The organism is Nocardia coffeae, assembly GCF_019890715.1.
Classification (GTDB): Bacteria; Actinomycetota; Actinomycetes; order Mycobacteriales; family Mycobacteriaceae; genus Nocardia; species Nocardia jiangxiensis.
Genome location: NZ_JAINZY010000005.1, coordinates 345,996 through 365,140, shown reverse-complemented (window position 1 = coordinate 365,140; position 19,145 = coordinate 345,996). Strand labels below are relative to the sequence as shown.

19 protein-coding genes are annotated in these 19,145 nt (G+C 67.0%); 10 read left to right on the top strand and 9 right to left on the bottom strand.

The genetic code is table 11. From position 1 onward, the window contains the following. On the bottom strand, positions 1–1,680 hold the full coding sequence (locus tag K7711_RS21320) for an NTF2-like N-terminal transpeptidase domain-containing protein (protein ID WP_222971167.1): 1,680 nt from the start codon (positions 1,678–1,680) through the stop codon (positions 1–3). Positions 1,681–1,961: 281 nt separating this feature from the next. Here K7711_RS21320 and abmR point away from each other — a divergent pair, with 281 nt between their 5' ends. Beyond that, complete coding sequence (abmR, locus tag K7711_RS21315) at positions 1,962–2,567, top strand: ATP-binding transcription factor AbmR (RefSeq protein WP_222971166.1); 606 nt, start codon at positions 1,962–1,964, stop codon at positions 2,565–2,567. 58 nt (positions 2,568–2,625) lie between these two features. After that, positions 2,626–3,057: a type II 3-dehydroquinate dehydratase gene (gene aroQ, locus K7711_RS21310; protein ID WP_222971165.1), complete on the top strand. Its 432-nt coding sequence runs from the start codon at positions 2,626–2,628 to the stop codon at positions 3,055–3,057. Positions 3,058–3,079: 22 nt separating this feature from the next. On the opposite strand, the gene K7711_RS21305 is transcribed toward aroQ, so the two are convergent. Next, complete coding sequence (locus tag K7711_RS21305) at positions 3,080–4,201, bottom strand: glycerate kinase (protein ID WP_222971164.1); 1,122 nt, start codon at positions 4,199–4,201, stop codon at positions 3,080–3,082. A 194-nt stretch (positions 4,202–4,395) separates the two neighbouring features. Here K7711_RS21305 and K7711_RS21300 point away from each other — a divergent pair, with 194 nt between their 5' ends. Then, positions 4,396–4,713: a GNAT family N-acetyltransferase gene (locus tag K7711_RS21300; protein ID WP_222971163.1), complete on the top strand. Its 318-nt coding sequence runs from the start codon at positions 4,396–4,398 to the stop codon at positions 4,711–4,713. Positions 4,714–4,720: 7 nt separating this feature from the next. Here the strand turns inward: K7711_RS21300 and K7711_RS21295 are convergent, their stop codons facing one another. Next, the gene (locus K7711_RS21295; protein ID WP_222971162.1) at positions 4,721–5,482 is read right to left on the bottom strand and encodes a lysophospholipid acyltransferase family protein; all 762 of its coding nucleotides are present in this window, start codon (positions 5,480–5,482) and stop codon (positions 4,721–4,723) included. 360 nt (positions 5,483–5,842) lie between these two features. Between K7711_RS21295 and K7711_RS21290 the strand changes: the two genes are divergently transcribed. The 3 genes from K7711_RS21290 to K7711_RS21280 all read left to right on the top strand — a co-directional run bounded on the left by K7711_RS21290 (position 5,843) and on the right by K7711_RS21280 (position 7,854). Next, complete coding sequence (locus K7711_RS21290; protein WP_222971161.1) at positions 5,843–6,457, top strand: YqgE/AlgH family protein; 615 nt, start codon at positions 5,843–5,845, stop codon at positions 6,455–6,457. A gap of 135 nt (positions 6,458–6,592) precedes the next feature. Beyond that, positions 6,593–7,111, top strand: a complete 519-nt coding sequence (locus K7711_RS21285; protein WP_308014876.1) for a sigma-70 family RNA polymerase sigma factor — start codon at positions 6,593–6,595, stop codon at positions 7,109–7,111. Then, positions 7,108–7,854, top strand: coding sequence for an anti-sigma factor family protein (locus tag K7711_RS21280; protein WP_222971160.1), 747 nt, complete (start codon positions 7,108–7,110; stop codon positions 7,852–7,854). The genes K7711_RS21285 and K7711_RS21280 overlap by 4 nt, the downstream gene beginning before the upstream one ends. Before the next feature lie 40 nt (positions 7,855–7,894). On the opposite strand, the gene K7711_RS21275 is transcribed toward K7711_RS21280, so the two are convergent. The 4 genes from K7711_RS21275 to K7711_RS21260 form a co-directional block, all read right to left on the bottom strand. Beyond that, positions 7,895–8,899: an aminotransferase class I/II-fold pyridoxal phosphate-dependent enzyme gene (locus K7711_RS21275; protein WP_372460176.1), complete on the bottom strand. Its 1,005-nt coding sequence runs from the start codon at positions 8,897–8,899 to the stop codon at positions 7,895–7,897. Between the two features lie 176 nt (positions 8,900–9,075). Further along, complete coding sequence (locus K7711_RS21270; protein ID WP_222971159.1) at positions 9,076–10,110, bottom strand: 3-oxoacyl-ACP synthase III family protein; 1,035 nt, start codon at positions 10,108–10,110, stop codon at positions 9,076–9,078. An 8-nt stretch (positions 10,111–10,118) separates the two neighbouring features. Then, positions 10,119–10,778: a DUF8713 domain-containing protein gene (locus K7711_RS21265; RefSeq protein ID WP_222971158.1), complete on the bottom strand. Its 660-nt coding sequence runs from the start codon at positions 10,776–10,778 to the stop codon at positions 10,119–10,121. Further along, a complete protein-coding gene (locus K7711_RS21260) occupies positions 10,775–12,469 on the bottom strand; it encodes a thiamine pyrophosphate-binding protein (protein WP_222971157.1) in 1,695 nt (564 codons plus the stop codon). Before K7711_RS21260 ends, K7711_RS21265 begins: the two co-directional genes overlap by 4 nt. A gap of 151 nt (positions 12,470–12,620) precedes the next feature. Between K7711_RS21260 and K7711_RS21255 the strand changes: the two genes are divergently transcribed. From K7711_RS21255 to K7711_RS21245, 3 genes are all read left to right on the top strand, one after another. Further along, positions 12,621–13,136: an EXLDI protein gene (locus tag K7711_RS21255; RefSeq protein ID WP_222971156.1), complete on the top strand. Its 516-nt coding sequence runs from the start codon at positions 12,621–12,623 to the stop codon at positions 13,134–13,136. 122 nt (positions 13,137–13,258) lie between these two features. Next, a complete protein-coding gene (locus K7711_RS21250) occupies positions 13,259–14,209 on the top strand; it encodes an ATP-binding cassette domain-containing protein (protein ID WP_222971155.1) in 951 nt (316 codons plus the stop codon). After that, the gene (locus K7711_RS21245) at positions 14,206–14,979 is read left to right on the top strand and encodes an ABC transporter permease (protein WP_222971154.1); all 774 of its coding nucleotides are present in this window, start codon (positions 14,206–14,208) and stop codon (positions 14,977–14,979) included. Before K7711_RS21250 ends, K7711_RS21245 begins: the two co-directional genes overlap by 4 nt. Before the next feature lie 52 nt (positions 14,980–15,031). On the opposite strand, the gene K7711_RS21240 is transcribed toward K7711_RS21245, so the two are convergent. Together K7711_RS21240 and K7711_RS21235 are read right to left on the bottom strand one after the other, a co-directional pair. Then, the gene (locus K7711_RS21240; protein WP_222971153.1) at positions 15,032–15,652 is read right to left on the bottom strand and encodes an HAD family hydrolase; all 621 of its coding nucleotides are present in this window, start codon (positions 15,650–15,652) and stop codon (positions 15,032–15,034) included. Between the two features lie 15 nt (positions 15,653–15,667). Then, the gene (locus K7711_RS21235) at positions 15,668–16,141 is read right to left on the bottom strand and encodes an SdpI family protein (protein ID WP_235747517.1); all 474 of its coding nucleotides are present in this window, start codon (positions 16,139–16,141) and stop codon (positions 15,668–15,670) included. A 148-nt stretch (positions 16,142–16,289) separates the two neighbouring features. Here K7711_RS21235 and leuS point away from each other — a divergent pair, with 148 nt between their 5' ends. Then, positions 16,290–19,136, top strand: coding sequence for a leucine--tRNA ligase (gene leuS / locus K7711_RS21230; RefSeq protein WP_308014859.1), 2,847 nt, complete (start codon positions 16,290–16,292; stop codon positions 19,134–19,136). Positions 19,137–19,145: the final 9 nt, after the last annotated feature.

Here is a 19,145-nt window from a genome sequence, read left to right as displayed (position 1 = left end):
TCACTTGTCGGGTGTGGCGAAGGACTTCAGCAGCAGAGCGGCCATCCGCGCGGTCGCGTTTCCGCTGTCGATGTCGTCGATGTGGATGGCGAACGCCAGATCGCCGATATTGCCGATCAGCCAGCCGCTGGTGCCCGCGGTCGCCGCGAACGCGTTGACGCCCTGGTAGGCGTGCAGGCTCGCCAGATCCGGGCCGTCCGCGGCCGAATCACGCAGCATGGCACGCAATTTGTCGAGTACCGGGCCGGGCAGCGCCGAGAGCTGGGCGTCGGTCGTGCTGGGACGGCCGATCTCGATCATCGGCGGCGCCACCGAACCGCGCACGATACTGGCCGCCGCGATCGCCATCCCGAACGTGCTGGCCAGGATGGGATCCGAACCGCCCTCCTTGACCTGCTCGAAGCCGCGGCCGGCGATGGGCAGCCGGCCGCTGGTCTCGTCCAGTCCGGGCACCTTGAACCCGATGCCGACGCCCAGATCCGCCGCGGCCTGCGCGGCGTCCTGCACCGAAACGTCCTGCGGGGACTTGTTCTTCATGATTCCCGCGGCGGCCTTGAACAGGTCCATATTGCTGCCGGACGGATACGCGGTGGTGAACGCGGGTGAGCCCTGCGCACTGGCCTGATTGTTCTGCGCGGCGGCGACGACCGCGCCGGTGGAGGGCTGGATCGCCACGATCGAGGCGGCGGTGCCGACGCTGACCACCGCGTCCTCGGCGGCGCGCTGCAACTTCTGGTCCATGGTGGCCGCGATGTCCGGGCCGGGTGGGCCCTGACGTCCGGCGAGCTGGGTGACCATCGCCCCGTCGGGCCCGAACAGCTGGACGCCCCAGCCGCGGTGCGCATCCTTGTTGGCCTGCAGGACCTTGGTGTAGGCATCGGTCAACGGCGACCAGATGCGGCGGTCGGCGACGACCAGCTTGGGCTGCTTGTCCATGACGACGCCGGGAATCGCGGCCATCCGCGGTTCCAGGATCGCGAAGTCGTCGTCCCGCAACGAGACCGCGGTGATCGGCTTGCCCTGCGCGGCCTGCAACTGCTGCATCAGATCCCCGCCGGTGATCAGCGGTGCGACCGGTGAGATGGCGTCGGCGAGGGCGTTGGTGGTGGCGACCGGATCGGTCGTCTTGGTCGGATCGATCCTGACGGTGTTGATGTTCTGCTCGGACATCAACGGTGCGCCGACGTTGTCGTTCACCTTGGGGGTGGGCGTGGCGTCGGTGCGCACGAGCTTGACGGTGCGGGTGTTGTCCAGCTGCGGGATCACCAGGGTCGGATCCCAGGAGATGCGCCAGCCGACCGCCAATTTGCGGATACTGCCCTGCAGTTCGAAGTTCCAGTCCTTGCCGGGCCCGAAGTTCCAGTCCGCCTCGAGGTTGAACATGGCCGACGTGTCGTCCAGCCCGATGTACTGGACGACCTTGTAATCGGGCTTGCCGGTATCGAGCCCGTTGAACAGTTGCTTCAACGTTGCCTGCGCACCACTGGGGTACGAGGTGAGATCCGCGGCGTCCGCGGCGTTCTTGTCGTCCAGCAGGCTGGTGAAACGATTGACGATGGACTCGGGATCAGTCGGATTGCTCTGGAACCCGCATGCTCCCATCGTGATCGCCAGGACAGCCGCCCCTGCGAGTGCCGCTGCGCCCCTTACGCGAATGCGGCGGGATCCCCACACATCCATATCGCCCACTCTTCACTCTTGTCACTCCAGCAACGAGAACAACCGTACCCGACAGATTCGTTCGCGATGGCCGCCTTGACACCGTCCGCATTCTCCATGCTCAGCGACCACAATAATGCCCGTTCACCGACATCCACCGCACCGCCTACGGATTCCCGCTCGTGTTCGCTTCCTGGTCTGCTCAAAGGCTGTTCTCCGAGGGCGGAATCGTGCGGACAATTACCGGAGTAATCTTGTAATCACGATTACAGAGCAGACGATTCGAGTGAGGTTCGAGGCTCATGAGACAAGGACAACGCGGGCACGGCTTCGGCCGTCCGGGCGGCTGGCAGCAGGCCGATCTGCCCGACGCCGCCGATGCGCCGGACTGGTTCGCTGGACGATTGCCAACTGAATGGTTCAGTGGCGCACCGATCATCGAGATCGACCGCGACGAGATCGTCGTGATCGGCACGCTGCGGCCCACCACCCCCGAGGGCCCGGCCGACGCCCCCGAGGCCGAGGCCGATCAGCCCACCACGAAGATTCCGCGCGCCACCCAGGAAGGCCAGGTCGCCCGTTTCCGCGAGTCGACCCGCCCGGCGCGGATGCGGATCGCACAGGAGGCGCAGGGCCGCTTCGGACGCACGGTTTCCTGGGGTGTGCTGCTCGGCGACGAGCGGATCCTGTTCACCCACCAGGCCGTTCCGGTGATGACGCGGCTGCGTCAGCCCGAACGCAAGGTACTGGACACACTGGTCGACGCCGGTGTGGCCCGTTCCCGCTCGGACGCGCTGGCCTGGACGGTGAAACTGGCCGGTAAACACGCCGAGGAATGGCTCGGCGAGTTGCGCGAGGCGATGAGCAAGGTGGACACCCTGCGCGCCGAGGGCCCCAAGGGCCTGTAGGAATGCCCCCGGTGGGGCCGCGGCCCCACCGGAGCGGAGCGTAGGCCAAAATTACCTCATGCCAGCTCCGATCCTTGTGCTCAATGGGCCGAATCTGAACATGTTGGGTACTCGTCAGCCCGAGATCTACGGTTCGGACACCCTCGACGACGTGGTCGAGCTGTGCCACCGGACCGCGCAGCGATTCGATCGTGAGATCAGCGCGTTCCAGTCGAATTCCGAGGGCGCGCTGATCGATCGGATTCACGCCGCGCGCGGTGTGGAATCGGCCATCGTGATCAATCCGGGCGGGCTCACGCACACCTCGGTCGTGTTGCGTGACGCGCTGGTCATTCCGGAGGTGCCGATCGTCGAGGTGCACATCTCGAATGTGCATGCGCGCGAGGACTTCCGGCACCATTCGTACATCTCCCCCATCGCCACGGCGGTGATCGCCGGCATGGGCGCTCAGGGGTATGCGGCGGCGATCGAATTCCTCTGCACCCGTTGATCTTCGGGCGACCGGGGCCGGGTCAGCGGCGGTCGAGGACGATGCGTTCACCGATGCGTTCGAGCAGATCCGTCGCGTGGGTCATCGAGCGGACGGGATCGGGTTCGAGGCCGGCGAGGGTGTAGCAGGCGTCGAATCCGGCCGCGCGCAAGCGATCATCGGCGAGCAGGCAGCGTCCGGCGACGGCGATGACCGGGACTCCGGCTGCGCGGGCGGCCGTGGCGACGCCGATCGGCCCCTTGCCGTGCAGGGTTTGTTCGTCGAGTGACCCCTCCCCGGTGATCACCAGGCTCGCCCGATCGAGCAGGCGGGGGAAGTCGATCAGTTCGAGGATCACCTCGATACCGGGACGTTCGACGGCTCCGAGCACCGCCATGGCCGCGAATCCGGTGCCGCCCGCGGCGCCCGCGCCGGGACGTTCGGCCTGCCGCGGATCGATCAGCGTCGCCCAATTCGCCAGGGCCGCTTCGAGTAGCGCGCACTCCTGGGGACCCGCGCCCTTCTGCGGTGCGAAAACCGCTGCCGCGCCGTGTGGTCCGAGCAGCGGGTTGTCCACATCGCTGGCCAGGGTCAGTGCCGTGTCGGCCAGAGCGGGATGCATCCCGGTCCGATCGACGCGAACCGCATGCGCCAATGCCGCGCCACCCCTGGGTATTTCATCACCACGGTTGTCGAATATCCGCATCCCCAGCGCGGTCAGCATGCCCGCTCCGCCATCGGTGGACGCACTGCCGCCGACACCGAGCACGATCTCCCGCACACCTCGATCCAGTGCATGCGCGATCACCTGCCCCAGTCCGTACGTGCTCGCATGCAGCGGGTCCGGCCGTCCACCCGGCAATGTCGCCGGTCCCACGACCGAAGCGAGCTCGATCACCGCCGTCCGCCCCCGCACGGCATAGGCACTCACTCCCGGTTCCCCACCGGCTCCCGCCGCCCGCGCCTCGACCCGTTCCCATCCCACGGCCAGGAACGCGTCGGCCGTTCCGTCCCCGCCGTCGGCCACCGGAACCTGCGCGATCTCGATCCCCGGCGACACCCGCCGAATCCCGGCGGCCACCGCCGCGGCCACCTCCGGGGCAGTCGCGGATCCTTTGAACTTGTCCGGCGCCACCACGATCCGCCGCCACTCCGGCTCCCTCATCCCGTCATTTTGCGACACGCCCCACCCGGCCGCGCGGCGTGACCGGATACACCGCGATCGATCACGCGCACAGGGCAACCAACGGACCGCACGAACCCGCGGCCAACCCGGCATACCGTGCGCAACGCGAATCAATTCCGGGGAAATCAGCCGTACATTGCGACGCTGGTGGTCCGCTGTTCTAGGCTCGGTCGATGACATCCGGCCCGGAAGTCCGCGACAACTCCGTCGAGGATCGGTTCGAATTGTTCGTCGACGGGAATCTCGCGGGTATCGCGGAATATCAGGACACCGCCTCGGAGCGGGCCTTCGTACATACGGAGGTTTTCCCGGACTATTCGGGAAAGGGGTATGCGCGCCTGCTCGTGGACGCCGCGTTGGACAGTACGCGGCAGCAGGGGTTCGGCGTGCTGCCGCTCTGCCCGATGGTTCGGCACATCGTGGAGTCCGAGCCGGAATATCTGGCGTTGGTCCCCGCGTGGGCGCGAGGGCGGTTCGAATTGCCGCAATGAGCGCGGGTCAGTAGGCCGCGACCGCGCCGTCCAGGGCCTGCTGGAGTTCGGTGCGCACCAGTCGCGCGACCTCGGCCGGGCGGGCGGGCAGTTCGGGCACCGGAACCCCGAAGTGGAAACTGGCCGAAATCGCCTCCTGCTTGGTCGGTTCCACCGTGGGGTCGGCGCGCGGGCCGTAGCTGAGCCCGAGGCTGACCAGTGCCGGGCGCGCACCGAGTTTCGCCGCCCGGAACGCGATGTGCCCGACGCCGCTGCCGACGGCCTGCACCTGAGTGGGATCGACCTCGTTGCAGGTGCCCTCCGGAAATATCGCGATGCCGTCTCCGCGCGCCATCCGCTCGGCGCAGATGTCGATCATCAGCTGCCCGGCCGCGTTCACCGCCCGCAGGCCGTGGTCCTTCCCGCGAAAGACCGGAATTCCGCCCATCATGTCGATCCGCCGCCGCAGATCGTCCTCGACGAACAGTTCGTCCTTGGCCAGCACCCGAGTCCGCCCGATCACCGGCCGCAACCCACTGCGCCAGGCCGCCGCGGCCACCGTGTACGGATCCTGCTGCGACAGGTGATTGATCACGATCAGCAACGGCCGCCGCTCGGATATCAACCGCCGCAACGCCTCCCGCGCCCCCGCGGCATACCCGATCCGCGGCCGGTACCGCCGCGCCAGCACCGCGTAGGCGCCCCAGGCCTGCAACCGATTCTGCCGATGCTCCCGGTAGAAGTCGTACACGCCGTCACTGTTCTCGAGCACGACCTCAGGCCGTTCCATACCTACGCGCCTCCGCTTCGCTACACCGGGGCCCAGGCCCCACAGACCGATTCCATGCGAATCGGCCCGGCCCCACCCTTGCACCTGCCACGGTCACTGACCAGAGCAGAACAGAACGAAACGACCCCAGGACCGACCAAACGAGCAGCAGAACATCGAAAGTCATCCAAGTTCCGCCCACCTTGAAAAACGCCAACCCCAAGGCCGGGGCCCGGGTCGATTCTGGACTGACCGGAGCGGAGGAGCGCAGCGGGGGAGCGGAGGGAGGGAAGAATCGGCCCTTCGGGGGCCGCGGCCCGCCGGAGCGAAGCGGAGGCCATTAATACAGCGCGAGGGGTGAAGCGGTGCGATGATGGCTGGGTGGCACGCGCAGAGGAACACGGCGACCGCTCTCGACGAGAATTCCGGCACGAGGATCAGGCGGTGCGGCCCGGGACGCTGCTGGTTTCGGCGACCGACCTGGTCGAGCCGTCGTTCCGGCGGACGGTCGTGTACATCGTGGAGCACAACGACGCGGGCAGTCTGGGCGTCGTGTTGAATCGCCCGAGCGATACCGCTGTGCAGGATGTGCTGCCGCATTGGGCGGATCTGGCGGCCTCGCCGCGCACGCTGTACGTCGGTGGTCCGGTCAAACGCGACGCCGCACTCTGTTTGACGACCGTCAGGGTCGGTACCGCCATCGATCGCATCGATGGCCTGCGCCGGGTGGACGGCCGGGTGGCGTTGCTGGATCTGGATTCGGATCCGGACATCATCGCGCCGCTGGTGGAGGGTATCCGGATTTTCGCCGGGTACGCCGGTTGGACTTTCGGGCAGTTGGAGGGGGAGCTCGAGCGCGGCGATTGGATCGTGCTCTCGGCGCTGCCGTCGGATCCGATCGCGCAGCCCGGCGACCTGTGGGCGCAGGTGCTGCGCCGCCAGCCGCTACCGTTGTCGCTATTAGCGACGCATCCGATCGAACTAGAACGCAATTGACTGCGTATATAGCTAGTGTGGCCACGACATCCGCGCCCCCACCGCGGCGCCTGAGTTGGTGAGCCGATGGCGAGCTCGCCGCGGGCGACCAGTGACGGCGCGACCACTCAGCCTTTCCGAGGCGTTGCGCCGCCGATCCCGGACGGCGCGTCGGAGGTGCAGGCGATGCAGCTCCGGGCGCTGTACGACCAGCATGCGCAGCCCTTGTGGCGGTACACCTACAGCCTGGTCGGCGATTCCGGCCGGGCCGAGGACATCGTCCAGGAGACGCTGTTGCGGGCGTGGCAGCGACCGAATGTGCTGGACCAGTCGACTGCGTCGGCACGGGCCTGGTTGTTCACCGTCGCCCGCAACATGTCGGTGGACGAATATCGCAGCGCCCGGCACAGGCACGAGTTCCGTACGGACAATCCGCCCGAGCAGGCCAGTCCCGATCAGGCGGAGCGGACGCTGGACAGCTGGTTGATCACCGACGCGCTGGCCAGGTTGAGTTCCGATCACCGCGAGGTGATCGTCCGGGCGTATTACCGCGGCCTGTCGACTCAGCAGATCGCGATGGAACTGTCCATTCCCGAGGGCACCGTGAAATCCCGTATGCACTATGGGATGCGCGCGTTGCGTTCGGCATTACAGGAGATGGGGGTGACGAAGTGACGGACGTCCCCCGGATCGGGGAGAACGAGGCGGTGGTCCCGGATGGGGGCGACGACTACGTGATGTGGGATGCGCCGTACGTCCTGGGATCCCTCAGCCGCGCCGAACGCCTGCGTTACGAGGCGCATCTGGACGAGTGTGCCTCGTGCCGGGAGGCCGTGGCCGAATTATCGGGTCTGCCCGGACTTCTCGGTCAGGTCGAGCCCGAAGTGGCGCTGGCGCTGACCGATTCGCCGTCGACACCGCATGTCGTCGTGGTACCGCCGGAACCGAAGCCCGAGGATCCGGTTCCGATGGTCCGCAGCCACGGCCGGGAACGCTGGCTGACGATCGGCGCGGCGGTGGCTGCCGCGGCCGCGGCGGTGGCGATCGCGGTCCCGATCACCGCTGCGTTCGAGCATCGCACCGAAACCCCGCCGACCGAGCAGATCGTCTCCGAACGGCAGTTGGCTCCGGTGTTGCCCTCACCGGTCACCGCCAGTTACAAGCTCGTCGAGGTGCCCGGCGGGACGCGTATCGAAATGACTTGCAGCTATACACCTTCGGAGACCGAGTACAACTGGCACGGCGCGTTGTGGGTGGTCCACGCCGACGGCACCGAGGCGATGGTGGCGCAGTGGACGGCCCACCCGGGCCAGACCCTCACTCCCGACGGCACCACCGCCGTCCCGCCGGATCAGATCCGCGCGGTGCAGATCCGCGACTCGATCACCAATCAGGTCATGCTCACCAGTTCACTGTGAGGTGAACCCGCACAGCACCGCGATGGCGGTGCACAGGGGTTCAGCAACTCCCGGTTCGCTCCGGATCGGCCGGGGCGGTGGTCGACCACACCCCGGACTCCTCGCCCGCCGCCCGCTCGACCCGGACCAGCGCCGGACCGCACAGGGCCCGCTCCACCGCCCGATCCGCGGCCACATCGCCGACGGCGATCCGCGCGCTGCCGTCCGGATACCCCTTCGCCGCGATCCCCGCGCGGGCCAGCGTCTCGACCATGCCCGGCCCGGGCAGGTACAGGAAGTTCCCCCGGCTGCGCGGAATGCGGATACCGCTGCGCCGCAACGTTGTTCGCAACATCTCGCGCTGAACGGTGATCCGCAGGACCCGCTCGTTCAATTCGGTCGCCGCGGCATAGGAGGCCGCCACCGCGGCGGTCGCCGTCTCCGGCATCCCGAACGGCACCTGCAACCGACGCACCCGGCGCACCAGGTCCCGATGCCCGAACGCGTAGCCGATCCGGAGTCCGGCCAGCCCGTACGCCTTCGAGAACGTCCGCAGTATCAGCAGATTCGGGTATCGCGCGATGAGTTCGAGCGGATCGAGCACCTCCTCGGCGCTGAGGAATTCCGCATACGCTTCGTCCAGGATCACCGGAATATGCCGTGGCACACCGAAAAGGAACGCTTTCAACTCACTGGCCGCCGCCACGGTTCCGGTCGGATTGTGCGGACGACAGACCGCCACCAGCGCCGTGCGCTCGCCGATCGCCCGCGCCATCCCCCACAGATCCTGCCTCCCCGACGAATCCAGCGGCACCGCAACAGCTTCCAGACCCGTCATCGCCGCCATGATCGGATATCCGTCGAAGGTCGGCGAGGCGAAGACCATCTCCCGTCCGGGCCCGGCCAGCGTCTGCATGATCTGCAACGCCACCCCCGTCGCCCCGGCACCCACCACCACTTGATCGGCGTCGACCCCCACGCGGTCCGCAATCAACCGGGGCAATCGCTCGGGCAAGAACTCCGGATACCGATTGGCATGCGCCAGAGCCGAATTCATCGCTTCCATGACCGATGGCAACGGCGGGAACGGATTCTCACTCAACGTCAGATCGAACCGCCGCGCACCGTTCTCCCGGCTACGCGCGCCTTGACCAGCCCGGACTCTGCGCCGCATCGACCGATCCGTGCCGCCGCCACTCTTGCGCACGAACGGCCGCGACTCATCCTCGGCAGATCGAATACTCATCTCGCCGCACCCCAGCGCACCGCCGCCGCCCCGGCGAAATCACCGGCGTGGGCGAAGGCGGACATCAGGACGATCGATCCGTTGCGCACGCGACCGGCCTGGTTCTCGATGTCGAGAGTTACGGGAATGCCTGCGGCGAACAGGTTTCCGCAACGGTCGAAGGTGTCCGGATGACGTTCGGCAGGCAGCTCCAGAGCATCGTGCCAGTTGCGCAGGAACAGACGGTTGGGCTGATTGGTGACGAAGGTGTCGATATCGCGCCCCTTCACACCGATGTGGTCGCAGACCGCGAGCGCGACTTCGGGGACGAGGCGATTGCCGCGCGCGAAGACCTTGGTGATCTTGGATTCGGTGAAGCTCACACACGGCTGCCCCTCGCCGGGTTCCCACCATTTGCGCTCGGAGCCGGTGTTGAAATCCATATCCCCGGCGAACTCCGGATAGGTGCGCGTCTCGACGTCCAGGATCGGCGCGTCATCGCTCTTGACCAGCAACCCGACGCCACAGCCGTCACCGGGGACCGGCGCTTGCGCGAGTTTGCGGATATCGGGCTGGGTGAACACGGCTCCGGCCGAGTTCTGGATGGTGGCGATGAGCGCGGAGCGAGCATCGGTGGTACGCAGGATCATTCGCGCCAACTGCATCATGTACACGAAGGCCGCACAGCCGCTGTTCTGGATGTCCAGCACCGTCGAGGGCCGCATCCCCAGGCGCCGCGCCACCTCCGGACCGCACCCGACGATCGGGTTGTACGGCAGCTGGGTGTGCGTCAGCAGTACGTCCACCTCGGAGATCGTCTGCGCCCCATGACGTTCCACGAGCGGTTCGACGGCCCTGGCGACCATGTCGATCGAGGTCTCCTCGCGATCGACGTGATGGCGCGTCGCCGGGGAACGGAACATGACGTTCTTCGCCATCCGCGCCGATCGCATGTACGGGGTGAAGTACTCCGTGCTCACCGGCTCACCGGGCAGGTAGCTCGCCACATCGATCAGGCTGACCGGCGCGAGGCCGGGATCGGTCGATTCCATCGGGGGCCTCATTTCATCCAGTCGGGTTTGATCGGAAGTCCGTGCGCGGCACGGTATTCGCAGATCGCCTTGAGATTGTCGAGTTCGAGCTGGTGCCCGGCGGAGAACATCTCCCAGAAATCACCCACCCACACCGGCCGTTTCGGCGGCGCGGCGTCGGGATAGGGATTCTCGTCGTAGAACGGGTGGTGGCAATTGGTCCACAGCACAACCGAACCCGGCTTGTCGAACACCAGTTGCGCGTCGACCACGCGCATCAGATAGATCATCCACAGATGTCTGCCCTGATCCCACGCGCAGTGATAGTCGACGGTCATCGCGTCGGGATGGGCGACGGTGCGGGTGTAGATCTGGGTTTCCGGGCCCAGCCGGTCGTAGGCCAGCCACAGGCCGGGCTCGTCGGTTTCGGTGAATCCACGCAGGCTGTAGGTCCATTCCTCCAGGCAGCGCGTGTCGGCCAGATAGTCGAAGACCGCACGCGGCGGCGCGTCGATATACGCCTGGACCGGGCAGAACTGCCCGAAGATCTGGTCGTGCGGATAGACCGACCGGAGCATGTCCATGATGATCGGCGTGGTCTCCTCGCGATCGGAATTCTCGATCCGGAGTATCCCCGGAATCTCGCGATCCGGGATATCGCTGAGTGCGGGCAGGGCGCTGGCGGTCACGAATGCCTCCTCGGTACGGACAGGAACGGACTGAACGGGGGGATCTCGTCGGGATCACAGTCGATCGAAAGGAACGATGGTCCAGGGGTTCTCAGGCAGATGCGCAGCGCATCGGTCAGTTCCTCGGTGCTGGCCGGCGCGAATGCGGGCAGTCCGGGAAACATCGCCGCCACACCCGCTCCCAGATTCGAGGGGCGGAATCTGTTGAAGCTGTATCGGTCTCCGTAGTACAGCTGTTCGCGCGTGACGCACATGGCGTGCGCGTTGTTGTTGAACACCACGAAGGTCACCGGCAGCCGGTATTCGATCGCGGTGTGAATCTCCATGCCGTGCATGAAGAACGCCCCGTCCCCGGCGACGACGACCGTGCGCCGCTCGCGGGCGAAGGCGCAGCCGATGGCGGCCCCGAACGCGTACCCCATCCCGCCCATACCCAGCGCGACGACGAATCGTCCGTCGCGAGGCACCCGCAGGTGGTGCACCACCGAGGCTCCGGTGTTGCCGGCATCGGCGAAGACATCGGTCCCGGGTTCCAGGACGGCGCCGAGGGTTTCGACCATGTCGCGATAGCGCAATCCAGGACCGGTGGCCTCGGGCACCGACAACGCGGTCAACGACGATATCGACCGCTCGGCGGGCGGCGTGCGCGGCGGTGCGGCAACCACCCCCTCCGGCGACGACGCGGAACTCTCGAAATCCGCTGCCAGCTCGGCGAGTTCGACATCCAGATCGGTGCTGGTGGCGTAGATCGCGTCCAGGTACGGCCGCTCCGCACCCACCGCGGCCACCACGGTCCCGGACAACGCCTCGGCCAGTCCGGCGCGCGCGGTCACCGGCAGCCGGGTACCGACCAACAGGCACAGCGCACTGCCGCGCACGGCGTCCAGCAGTTCGGGATGCCCCATCGTTCCTGCCACTCCGCAGAATCCGGGTTCGTCCCAGGGAAATACGTCCTTCGCGTCCGGCGCCACGCCGAGGGCGGCCTCGAGCGCCGCGACCAGCCGTCGCAACCCTTCGCGGGCGTCGTCCCGAGCGACCTGATCTCCCGCGATAACGGTGATCTTGCCGGTACCCCTTGCGTTCCGCAGCGCCTCGCGCACGTTCCGCAACCCGGTCTCGTCCCGCACCCGCACCGCCGGACGCGGCCGAAAGGGCGCAACGGATCCCATCGGTGCGCGCTGAACATCCTTGGGCAGCAACAACACCGCGGGCCCACCACCCCGCGCGGCCTCGACCGCTCGCGCCAGATGCGCGGGCAGGGTCTGCACCGACTCCACCCGAGCGCAGTAGCGCGATACCTGATCGAAAAGCATGGCGGCATCGATCGTTCCGGCCTTGCCGCTGGAATCCTGAAAGGCCCCGTGCCCTTCCTGATCGGTCGGCGGCTGCCCGACCAGCGCCAGCACCGGAACCCGCGAGGTGAACGACTCCGCCAGCCCCGCAACGAGATTCATCGCCCCGCCGCCGGAGGTGGCCGCCACGACACCGAGACCGGCGGTGACCCTGGCATATCCGTCCGCCATCGTCGCGGCGGAGAACTCGTGTTTGGCCACCACCCCGGTCACCGCCCCGGAGGATTCGAAGATCGCATCGTAGAGATCCTCGATATTGGCGCCGTCGACACCGAAGACATGTCGCACGCCCAGAGCCTCGACAGCCCGCACCAGATACCCAACTGCCGTCGCAGACATCGGCGCTCCTTCCTGCCGTGTGCCTAGCGGGCCACGATCGGCCGCGCTCACCCCGAACTACGAAGCAGGCGGGCGGGTGGTTCATCCGCGTTCGAAGCGCATTCCCGTGCAGGATCTTGTGTGTATGTATACGTCTACGTATAGTGGAGTCATGCCCAACAAGACCGTATACGTCTCCGACGACGACCTACCCCTGTTCCAGCGCGCACAAGAGCTGGTCGGCGGCAATCTGTCGGGCGCGATCGTGACGGCGCTGCGCCGGTTCATCGAACTCGAGGAGGGACGTCAGGCAGGCTTCGAGGAGATCGTGCTGCGCGTCGGCCACAACGGCGTGCGCCAGGTGCGTTTCTCCGGCGCGCTGCTCACCGAGGCCCACGAATACACCGACGACGCCTTCGAGCGCATCCGAATCTACCGCAGCCGCAAGGGCAAATTCGTGCTGCACACCCAGAGCTCCAAGTGGGACGAGTACCCCACCGAGACCAACTGGATCAAGGATCTGACGAACTGGCGACGCATGCTGGGCGTCAACGATCCGGACTGGGGCGAATTCGCGATGGGCATCTTCGACTCGGCCGAGGAGCTCCGGGGAAAGATCCCCGATCCGATCTACGACCGCGTGGCCGGTATCGCCGACCGTCCGCACATCGAGGATCTCGACATCTGACGTCGCCGGGGCGGTGACCCCGCCCCGCACAACTACACAACACACCCCCTTGTCCGCGCACCGAAGCGGACACGGCTCACTCGAAGCATGCATTCATGCCTATCAGTTGATGAGAGGAAATCATGAGCGACAGCTCTCGCACACCGGCCATTTCGGTCTCCGGCCTGCGCAAATCCTATGGCGAGCAGATCGTGCTCGACGGAATCGACCTGACCGTGCCGCAGGGCACGATCTTCTCCCTGCTCGGCCCCAACGGTGCGGGCAAGACCACCACCGTGCAGATCCTGTCCACGCTGATCCGCGCCGATGCCGGCGAGGCGCGGGTCGGCGGCCACGACGTCGCCGCCGATCCGGGCCGGGTGCGCACGACCATCGGCGTCACCGGGCAGTTCTCCGCGGTCGACGATCTGCTCACCGGCCGGGAGAACCTGCTGATGATGGGCGATCTGTACCACCTGCCGCGCGCGGAGAACCGGCGCATCGCACAGCGACTGCTCGAACAGTTCGATCTGGTGGACGCCGCGGACAAGACCGCCTCGGGCTACTCCGGCGGGATGACCCGCCGGCTGGATCTGGCCATGACCCTGGTCGGCGGACCGCGCATCATCTTCCTGGACGAGCCGACCACGGGCCTGGACCCGCGCAGCCGCCGCGCCATGTGGGACATCATCCGCGAACTCGTCGCCGGCGGCGTCACGATCTTCCTGACCACCCAATATCTGGACGAGGCAGACGATCTCGCGCATCGGATCGCGGTTCTGGACCACGGCCGCATCGTCGCGGAAGGCACCCCGGACCAGCTCAAGCGCCTGGTACCCGGCGGGCACATCCGCCTGAGCTTCACCGACCGAGCCGAACTCGGCGTCGCGGCCGACCTGCTGGGCGGCGTCGCCGACGAACTGACCCTCGCGGTGCCCAGCGACGGATCGGTGAAATCCCTTCGCACCGTGCTGGATCGGCTCGACCAGGCCGGTATCGAACCCGGGGGCCTGGCGGTGCACACCCCCGACCTGGACGACGTATTCCTCTCCCTCACCGGACAACCCACTCCCGAAAAGGAAACCGCGCGATGAGCACCCTGACCTACCCACTGGCCGACTCGACCACCATGCTGCGCCGGAACCTGGTGCACGCCAAGCGATATCCCGGCATGACGATCGGCGTGATCCTGATGCCGGTGATCCTGCTACTGCTGTTCAACTACGTCTTCGGCGGCGCGCTGGGCCAGGCCACCGGCGGCGCGAAGTACATCGACTACATCGTGCCGGGAATGATGCTGATGATTCCGGCGTATCTCGTTGCAGGCATTGCGGTTTCGGTGGCCTCGGATATGACCAAGGGCATCGTCGACCGGTTCCGGACCATGCCGATCGATCACTCCTCGATCCTGACCGGGCAGGTCGTCGGCACCCTGATCCAGGGTCTGCTGGGTGTGGGGCTGATGGTCGCCGTGGGTGTGGCGATGGGGTTCCGCTCGCACGCCACCGTGCTGGAATGGGTGCTCGCATTCGGCCTGATCGCGCTGACGATCTTCGGATTGTCCTGGCTCGGTGTGGGTTTCGGCCTGGCCGCGTCGAATCCGGAGAGTGCGAGCAACACCCCGATGCCGATCCTGTTCCTGCCGTTCCTGGGCAGCGGTCTGGTCCCGACCGGCACCATGCCCGCCGGAGTGCGGCAGTTCGCGGAGTATCAGCCGTTCACTCCGCTGACCGAAACCATCCGTGGTCTGCTGATGGGCACGCCGATCGGGAACAACGGCATCATCGCGGTCGCGTGGTGCGCGGGTTTCATCGTGATCGGCTACCTCTGGTCGCGATCATTGTTCCGGCGTAAGACCAGCTGATCACGGTCGCCGCGAACCCCCGGGCAGGATCCCGGAGCCTGGGGGTTCAGCGCTACCGCCCCGACAGATGCGCGGCGAGCCAGCCATCGAATTCGGTGAGGTCGCCCAGCACCACATCCGCACCCGCTTCGCGCAGTTCCTCGGCGCTGCACGGACCGGTGGCCACCGCGACCGACAACGCCTCCGCGGTTCGCGCACCCCGCACGTCACCGGTGTGATCGCCGACGTAGATGTCCGCCCCGTATTCGCGCAGCGCCTCGGCCTTGCGCTCGGCCCACAGATTCCCGACGACCGCGTCGGCGGGAATGCCCAGATGCCGCAGATGCAGTTTCGCATTCGGCTCGTACTTCGCGGTGACCACGACCGCACGTCCACCGGCGGCCTGCACGGCCTCGACCGCCCGGCGCGCACCCGGCATCATCACCGTCCCGGCGATGGCGTGCTCGGGATACATCGAGCGATACAGCTCGGCGATCGCCGCGACGTCGTCGGCCGGGAACCAGTTCGCGATCTCCTCCTCGAGCGGCGGACCCAGCCGGGTGACCACCAGATCGCAGTCGATCGCCACACCCGTGCGCGCCGACAGCGCCCGATAGCAGGCGCCGATCCCCGGCCGGGAATCGATCAACGTCATATCCAGGTCGAAGCCGACCGTCAGCGCGGAGGAACTCATATCGAGGCTGTGCGCTCAGTTCGCGGGCTGGCAGGCATCACGCAGCGAGCACGCGCCGCAGGCATTGCCGCAGCTGCCGACCTCGGCAGCGGGAGCCAGCCGGGCGATGGCCTGTCCCGCGGCGTTCACTCCGGCGCCCAGGGTGAACAGCGCGATCGCCGCGGCGACGACGGCGGCGGCGATTCCGGCGATCGGCCCGGCCACCAGCGCGACCACACCGCCCGCGATCAGCAGCAGACCCGCGCCGATCGACGTGGGTGCGGCCACCTTGTTGGCGAGCCGGTACGACTCCTCGGTGCGCACGGCCTCCTCGGTGTGCACGCCGAAGTATCGATTGGGGGGCAGGGAGCCGGTCAGCCCGAGTACCCCGGTGACGACGGCCACCGCCGCCAGCACGAACAGGATCAACGCCACCACGAACACCCCGACGACGGTACTCGCGTACCGGATTCGAACCCGGCTCGACCCACCCGATGTGATGCGGACCATGTACCCTTCCCCAGGTTTCCCAGGGCCCTTTTTGGGCGCTGACGTGCGCACGCTTTACGCTGATGAGCAACGTTGAATCCGGGGAGCTCGATTAGTAGAAGGCAGGATCGTGCAGGACACTCGTGCAACCGAACCGACCGACGCAGCCGTGAGTGGACGCAGCGACGGCACCGGCGAGGTGCCCGCACACCGTTACAACGCCGACCTCGCCGGACGTATCGAGCGCAAATGGCAGCGGACCTGGGACGAGCGCGGCACGTTCCACGCGCCCAATCCGGTCGGCCCGCTACGCGGTGAGATCCCCGCCGACAAGCTGTTCATCCAGGACATGTTCCCGTATCCGTCCGGTGCGGGACTGCACGTCGGGCATCCGCTGGGCTATATCGCGACCGACGTGTTCGCCCGCTACCACCGCATGACCGGCCGCAATGTGCTGCACGCGCTGGGGTACGACGCGTTCGGCCTGCCCGCCGAGCAGTACGCGGTGCAGACCGGCGCGCATCCGCGGGTGACCACCGAATCGAATATAGCGACCATGCAGGGTCAGCTGGACCGGCTGGGTCTGGGGCACGACCGGCGGCGTTCGTTCGCCACCACCGATCCGGAGTTCTACAAGTGGACGCAGTGGATCTTCCTGCGCATCTACAACGCCTGGTACGACACGGATCTGGGCAAGGCGCGGCCGATCGAGCAGCTGATCGCCGAATTCGACAGCGGCGCGAGGACTCCCGAGGACGGCAAGGTCTGGGCCGAACTGTCCGCGACCGAGCGCAACGCCGTGGTGGACTCGTATCGTCTGGTGTACCAGTCCGATTCGATGGTCAACTGGTGCCCGGGTCTGGGCACGGTGCTGTCCAACGAGGAGGTCACCGCGGAGGGGCGCTCCGAGCGCGGTAACTTCCCGGTTTTCCGTAAGCGCCTGTGGCAGTGGATGATGCGGATCACCGCCTACTCCGATCGTCTGGTGGACGATCTGGATCACCTGGACTGGCCCGAGAACGTCAAGGCCATGCAGCGCAACTGGATCGGCCGCTCGCGCGGCGCGCAGGTGCGGTTCACCGCGGGCGCGGAGACGATCGAGGTTTTCACCACCCGGCCCGACACGCTGTTCGGCGCGACGTACGTGGTGCTGGCTCCCGAGCACGATCTGGTCGACACCCTGACCGCCGCCGCCTGGCCGTCCGGCGCCGACCCGCGCTGGCAGTTCGGCGACTCCGCGAATCCGGCCGAAGCCGTTGCGGCATATCGCAAGTCGATCGCAGCGAAATCGGATCTGGAGCGTCAGGAGAACAAGGAGAAGACCGGCGTCTTCCTGGGCGCGTACGCCACGAATCCGGTGAACGGCGCGCAGGTGCCGATCTTCATCGCCGACTACGTGCTCAGCGGCTACGGCACCGGCGCGATCATGGCCGTCCCCGGTCACGACCCGCGGGACTGGGATTTCGCCACCGCCTTCGGCCTGCCGATTCTGGAAGTGGTTGCGGGCGGCGATATCTCGCAGGCCGCGTACTCCGGTGAGGGCGCGCTGGTGAACTCCGGCTACCTGGACGGGCTGGAGATCGAGGCCGCCAAGGCGCGGGTCATCGAGCAACTCGAGGCCGACGGCCACGGCAGCGGCAAGGTCCAGTACAAGCTGCGGGACTGGCTGTTCGCCCGGCAGCGCTACTGGGGCGAGCCCTTCCCGATCGTGTACGACGAGGACGGCGCACCGCACGCACTGCCGGAATCCATGCTGCCGGTGACACTTCCGGAGATCGAGGATTTCGCGCCGGTCACCTTCGATCCGGACGACGCCGATTCCGAGCCGTCCCCGCCGCTGGCCAAGGCCACCGACTGGGTGCACGTGGAACTGGATCTGGGCGACGGCCCGAAGAAGTACCGCCGCGACACCAACGTCATGCCCAACTGGGCGGGCAGTTCCTGGTATCAGCTGCGCTACGCCGACCCGACCAACGCCGAGACCTTCTGCGCTCCGGAGAACGAGAAGTACTGGCTGGGACCGCGTCCCATCGAGCACGGCGACCAGGATCCGGGCGGTGTCGACCTGTACGTCGGCGGTGTGGAACACGCTGTGCTGCATCTGCTGTACGCGCGGTTCTGGCAGAAGGTGCTGTTCGATCTGGGTGATGTGACCGGCGTCGAACCGTATCGCCGCCTGTTCAACCAGGGCTACATCCAGGCGTTCGCCTACACCGATGCGCGTGGCGCGTACGTCCCGGCGGCGGAGATCGTCGAGCGGGATGGAAAGTTCTTCTGGACCAACACCTCCGGCGTCGAGGAGGAGGTCTTCCAGGAGTACGGCAAGATCGGCAAATCGCTGAAGAACGCCATCTCACCCGACGAGATGTGCGATCTGTACGGAGCGGACACCTTCCGGTTCTACGAGATGTCGATGGGCCCGCTGGACACCTCACGCCCCTGGGCGACCAAGGACGTCGTCGGCGCGCACCGCTTCCTGCAGCGCATCTGGCGACTGGTGGTGGACGAGGAGTCCGGCGACCTGCGCGTCATCGACGCCGAGCCGTCTGCCGAGGCACTTCGCCTGCTGCACAAGACGATCGCCGGAGCCGGTGACGACTACGCCAACCTGCGCGACAACACCGCGGGCGCGAAGCTGATCGAGCTGACCAACTTCCTGACCAAGAACTACCCCGAGGGCGCCCCGCGTGCGGTGGTCGAACCTCTGGTCCTGATGCTGGCCCCGATGGCTCCGCACATCGCCGAGGAACTCTGGGAACGCCTGGGCCACACCACAGCTCTGGCCCACGGCCCGTTCCCGCTCGCCGATCCCGCACTGCTGGTGGAGGATTCGGTCGAGTACCCCATCCAGGTCAACGGCAAGGTCCGCAGCCGGATCAGCGTCCCCGCCGATGCCGACGCGACAACGATCGAGACCGTGGCACTGGCCGACGAGAAGCTGCTGGAGTTCCTGAACGGCAAGACTCCGCGCAAGGTCATCGTCGTCCCGGGGCGCCTGGTCAACGTCGTGGCCTGAGGTACAGGC

Bases quoted from the DNA above. Each gene is read 5' to 3' on its own strand.
- K7711_RS21320 (WP_222971167.1), bottom strand. From the start codon at position 1,680: ATGGATGTGTGGGGATCCCGCCGCATTCGCGTAAGGGGCGCAGCGGCA.
- abmR (WP_222971166.1), top strand. From the start codon at position 1,962: ATGAGACAAGGACAACGCGGGCACGGCTTCGGCCGTCCGGGCGGCTGG.
- aroQ (WP_222971165.1), top strand. From the start codon at position 2,626: ATGCCAGCTCCGATCCTTGTGCTCAATGGGCCGAATCTGAACATGTTG.
- K7711_RS21305 (WP_222971164.1), bottom strand. From the start codon at position 4,201: ATGAGGGAGCCGGAGTGGCGGCGGATCGTGGTGGCGCCGGACAAGTTC.
- K7711_RS21300 (WP_222971163.1), top strand. From the start codon at position 4,396: ATGACATCCGGCCCGGAAGTCCGCGACAACTCCGTCGAGGATCGGTTC.
- K7711_RS21295 (WP_222971162.1), bottom strand. From the start codon at position 5,482: ATGGAACGGCCTGAGGTCGTGCTCGAGAACAGTGACGGCGTGTACGAC.
- K7711_RS21275 (WP_372460176.1), bottom strand. From the start codon at position 8,899: ATGGAAGCGATGAATTCGGCTCTGGCGCATGCCAATCGGTATCCGGAG.
- K7711_RS21270 (WP_222971159.1), bottom strand. From the start codon at position 10,110: ATGGAATCGACCGATCCCGGCCTCGCGCCGGTCAGCCTGATCGATGTG.
- K7711_RS21260 (WP_222971157.1), bottom strand. From the start codon at position 12,469: ATGTCTGCGACGGCAGTTGGGTATCTGGTGCGGGCTGTCGAGGCTCTG.
- K7711_RS21255 (WP_222971156.1), top strand. From the start codon at position 12,621: ATGCCCAACAAGACCGTATACGTCTCCGACGACGACCTACCCCTGTTC.
- K7711_RS21250 (WP_222971155.1), top strand. From the start codon at position 13,259: ATGAGCGACAGCTCTCGCACACCGGCCATTTCGGTCTCCGGCCTGCGC.
- K7711_RS21245 (WP_222971154.1), top strand. From the start codon at position 14,206: ATGAGCACCCTGACCTACCCACTGGCCGACTCGACCACCATGCTGCGC.
- K7711_RS21240 (WP_222971153.1), bottom strand. From the start codon at position 15,652: ATGAGTTCCTCCGCGCTGACGGTCGGCTTCGACCTGGATATGACGTTG.
- K7711_RS21235 (WP_235747517.1), bottom strand. From the start codon at position 16,141: ATGGTCCGCATCACATCGGGTGGGTCGAGCCGGGTTCGAATCCGGTAC.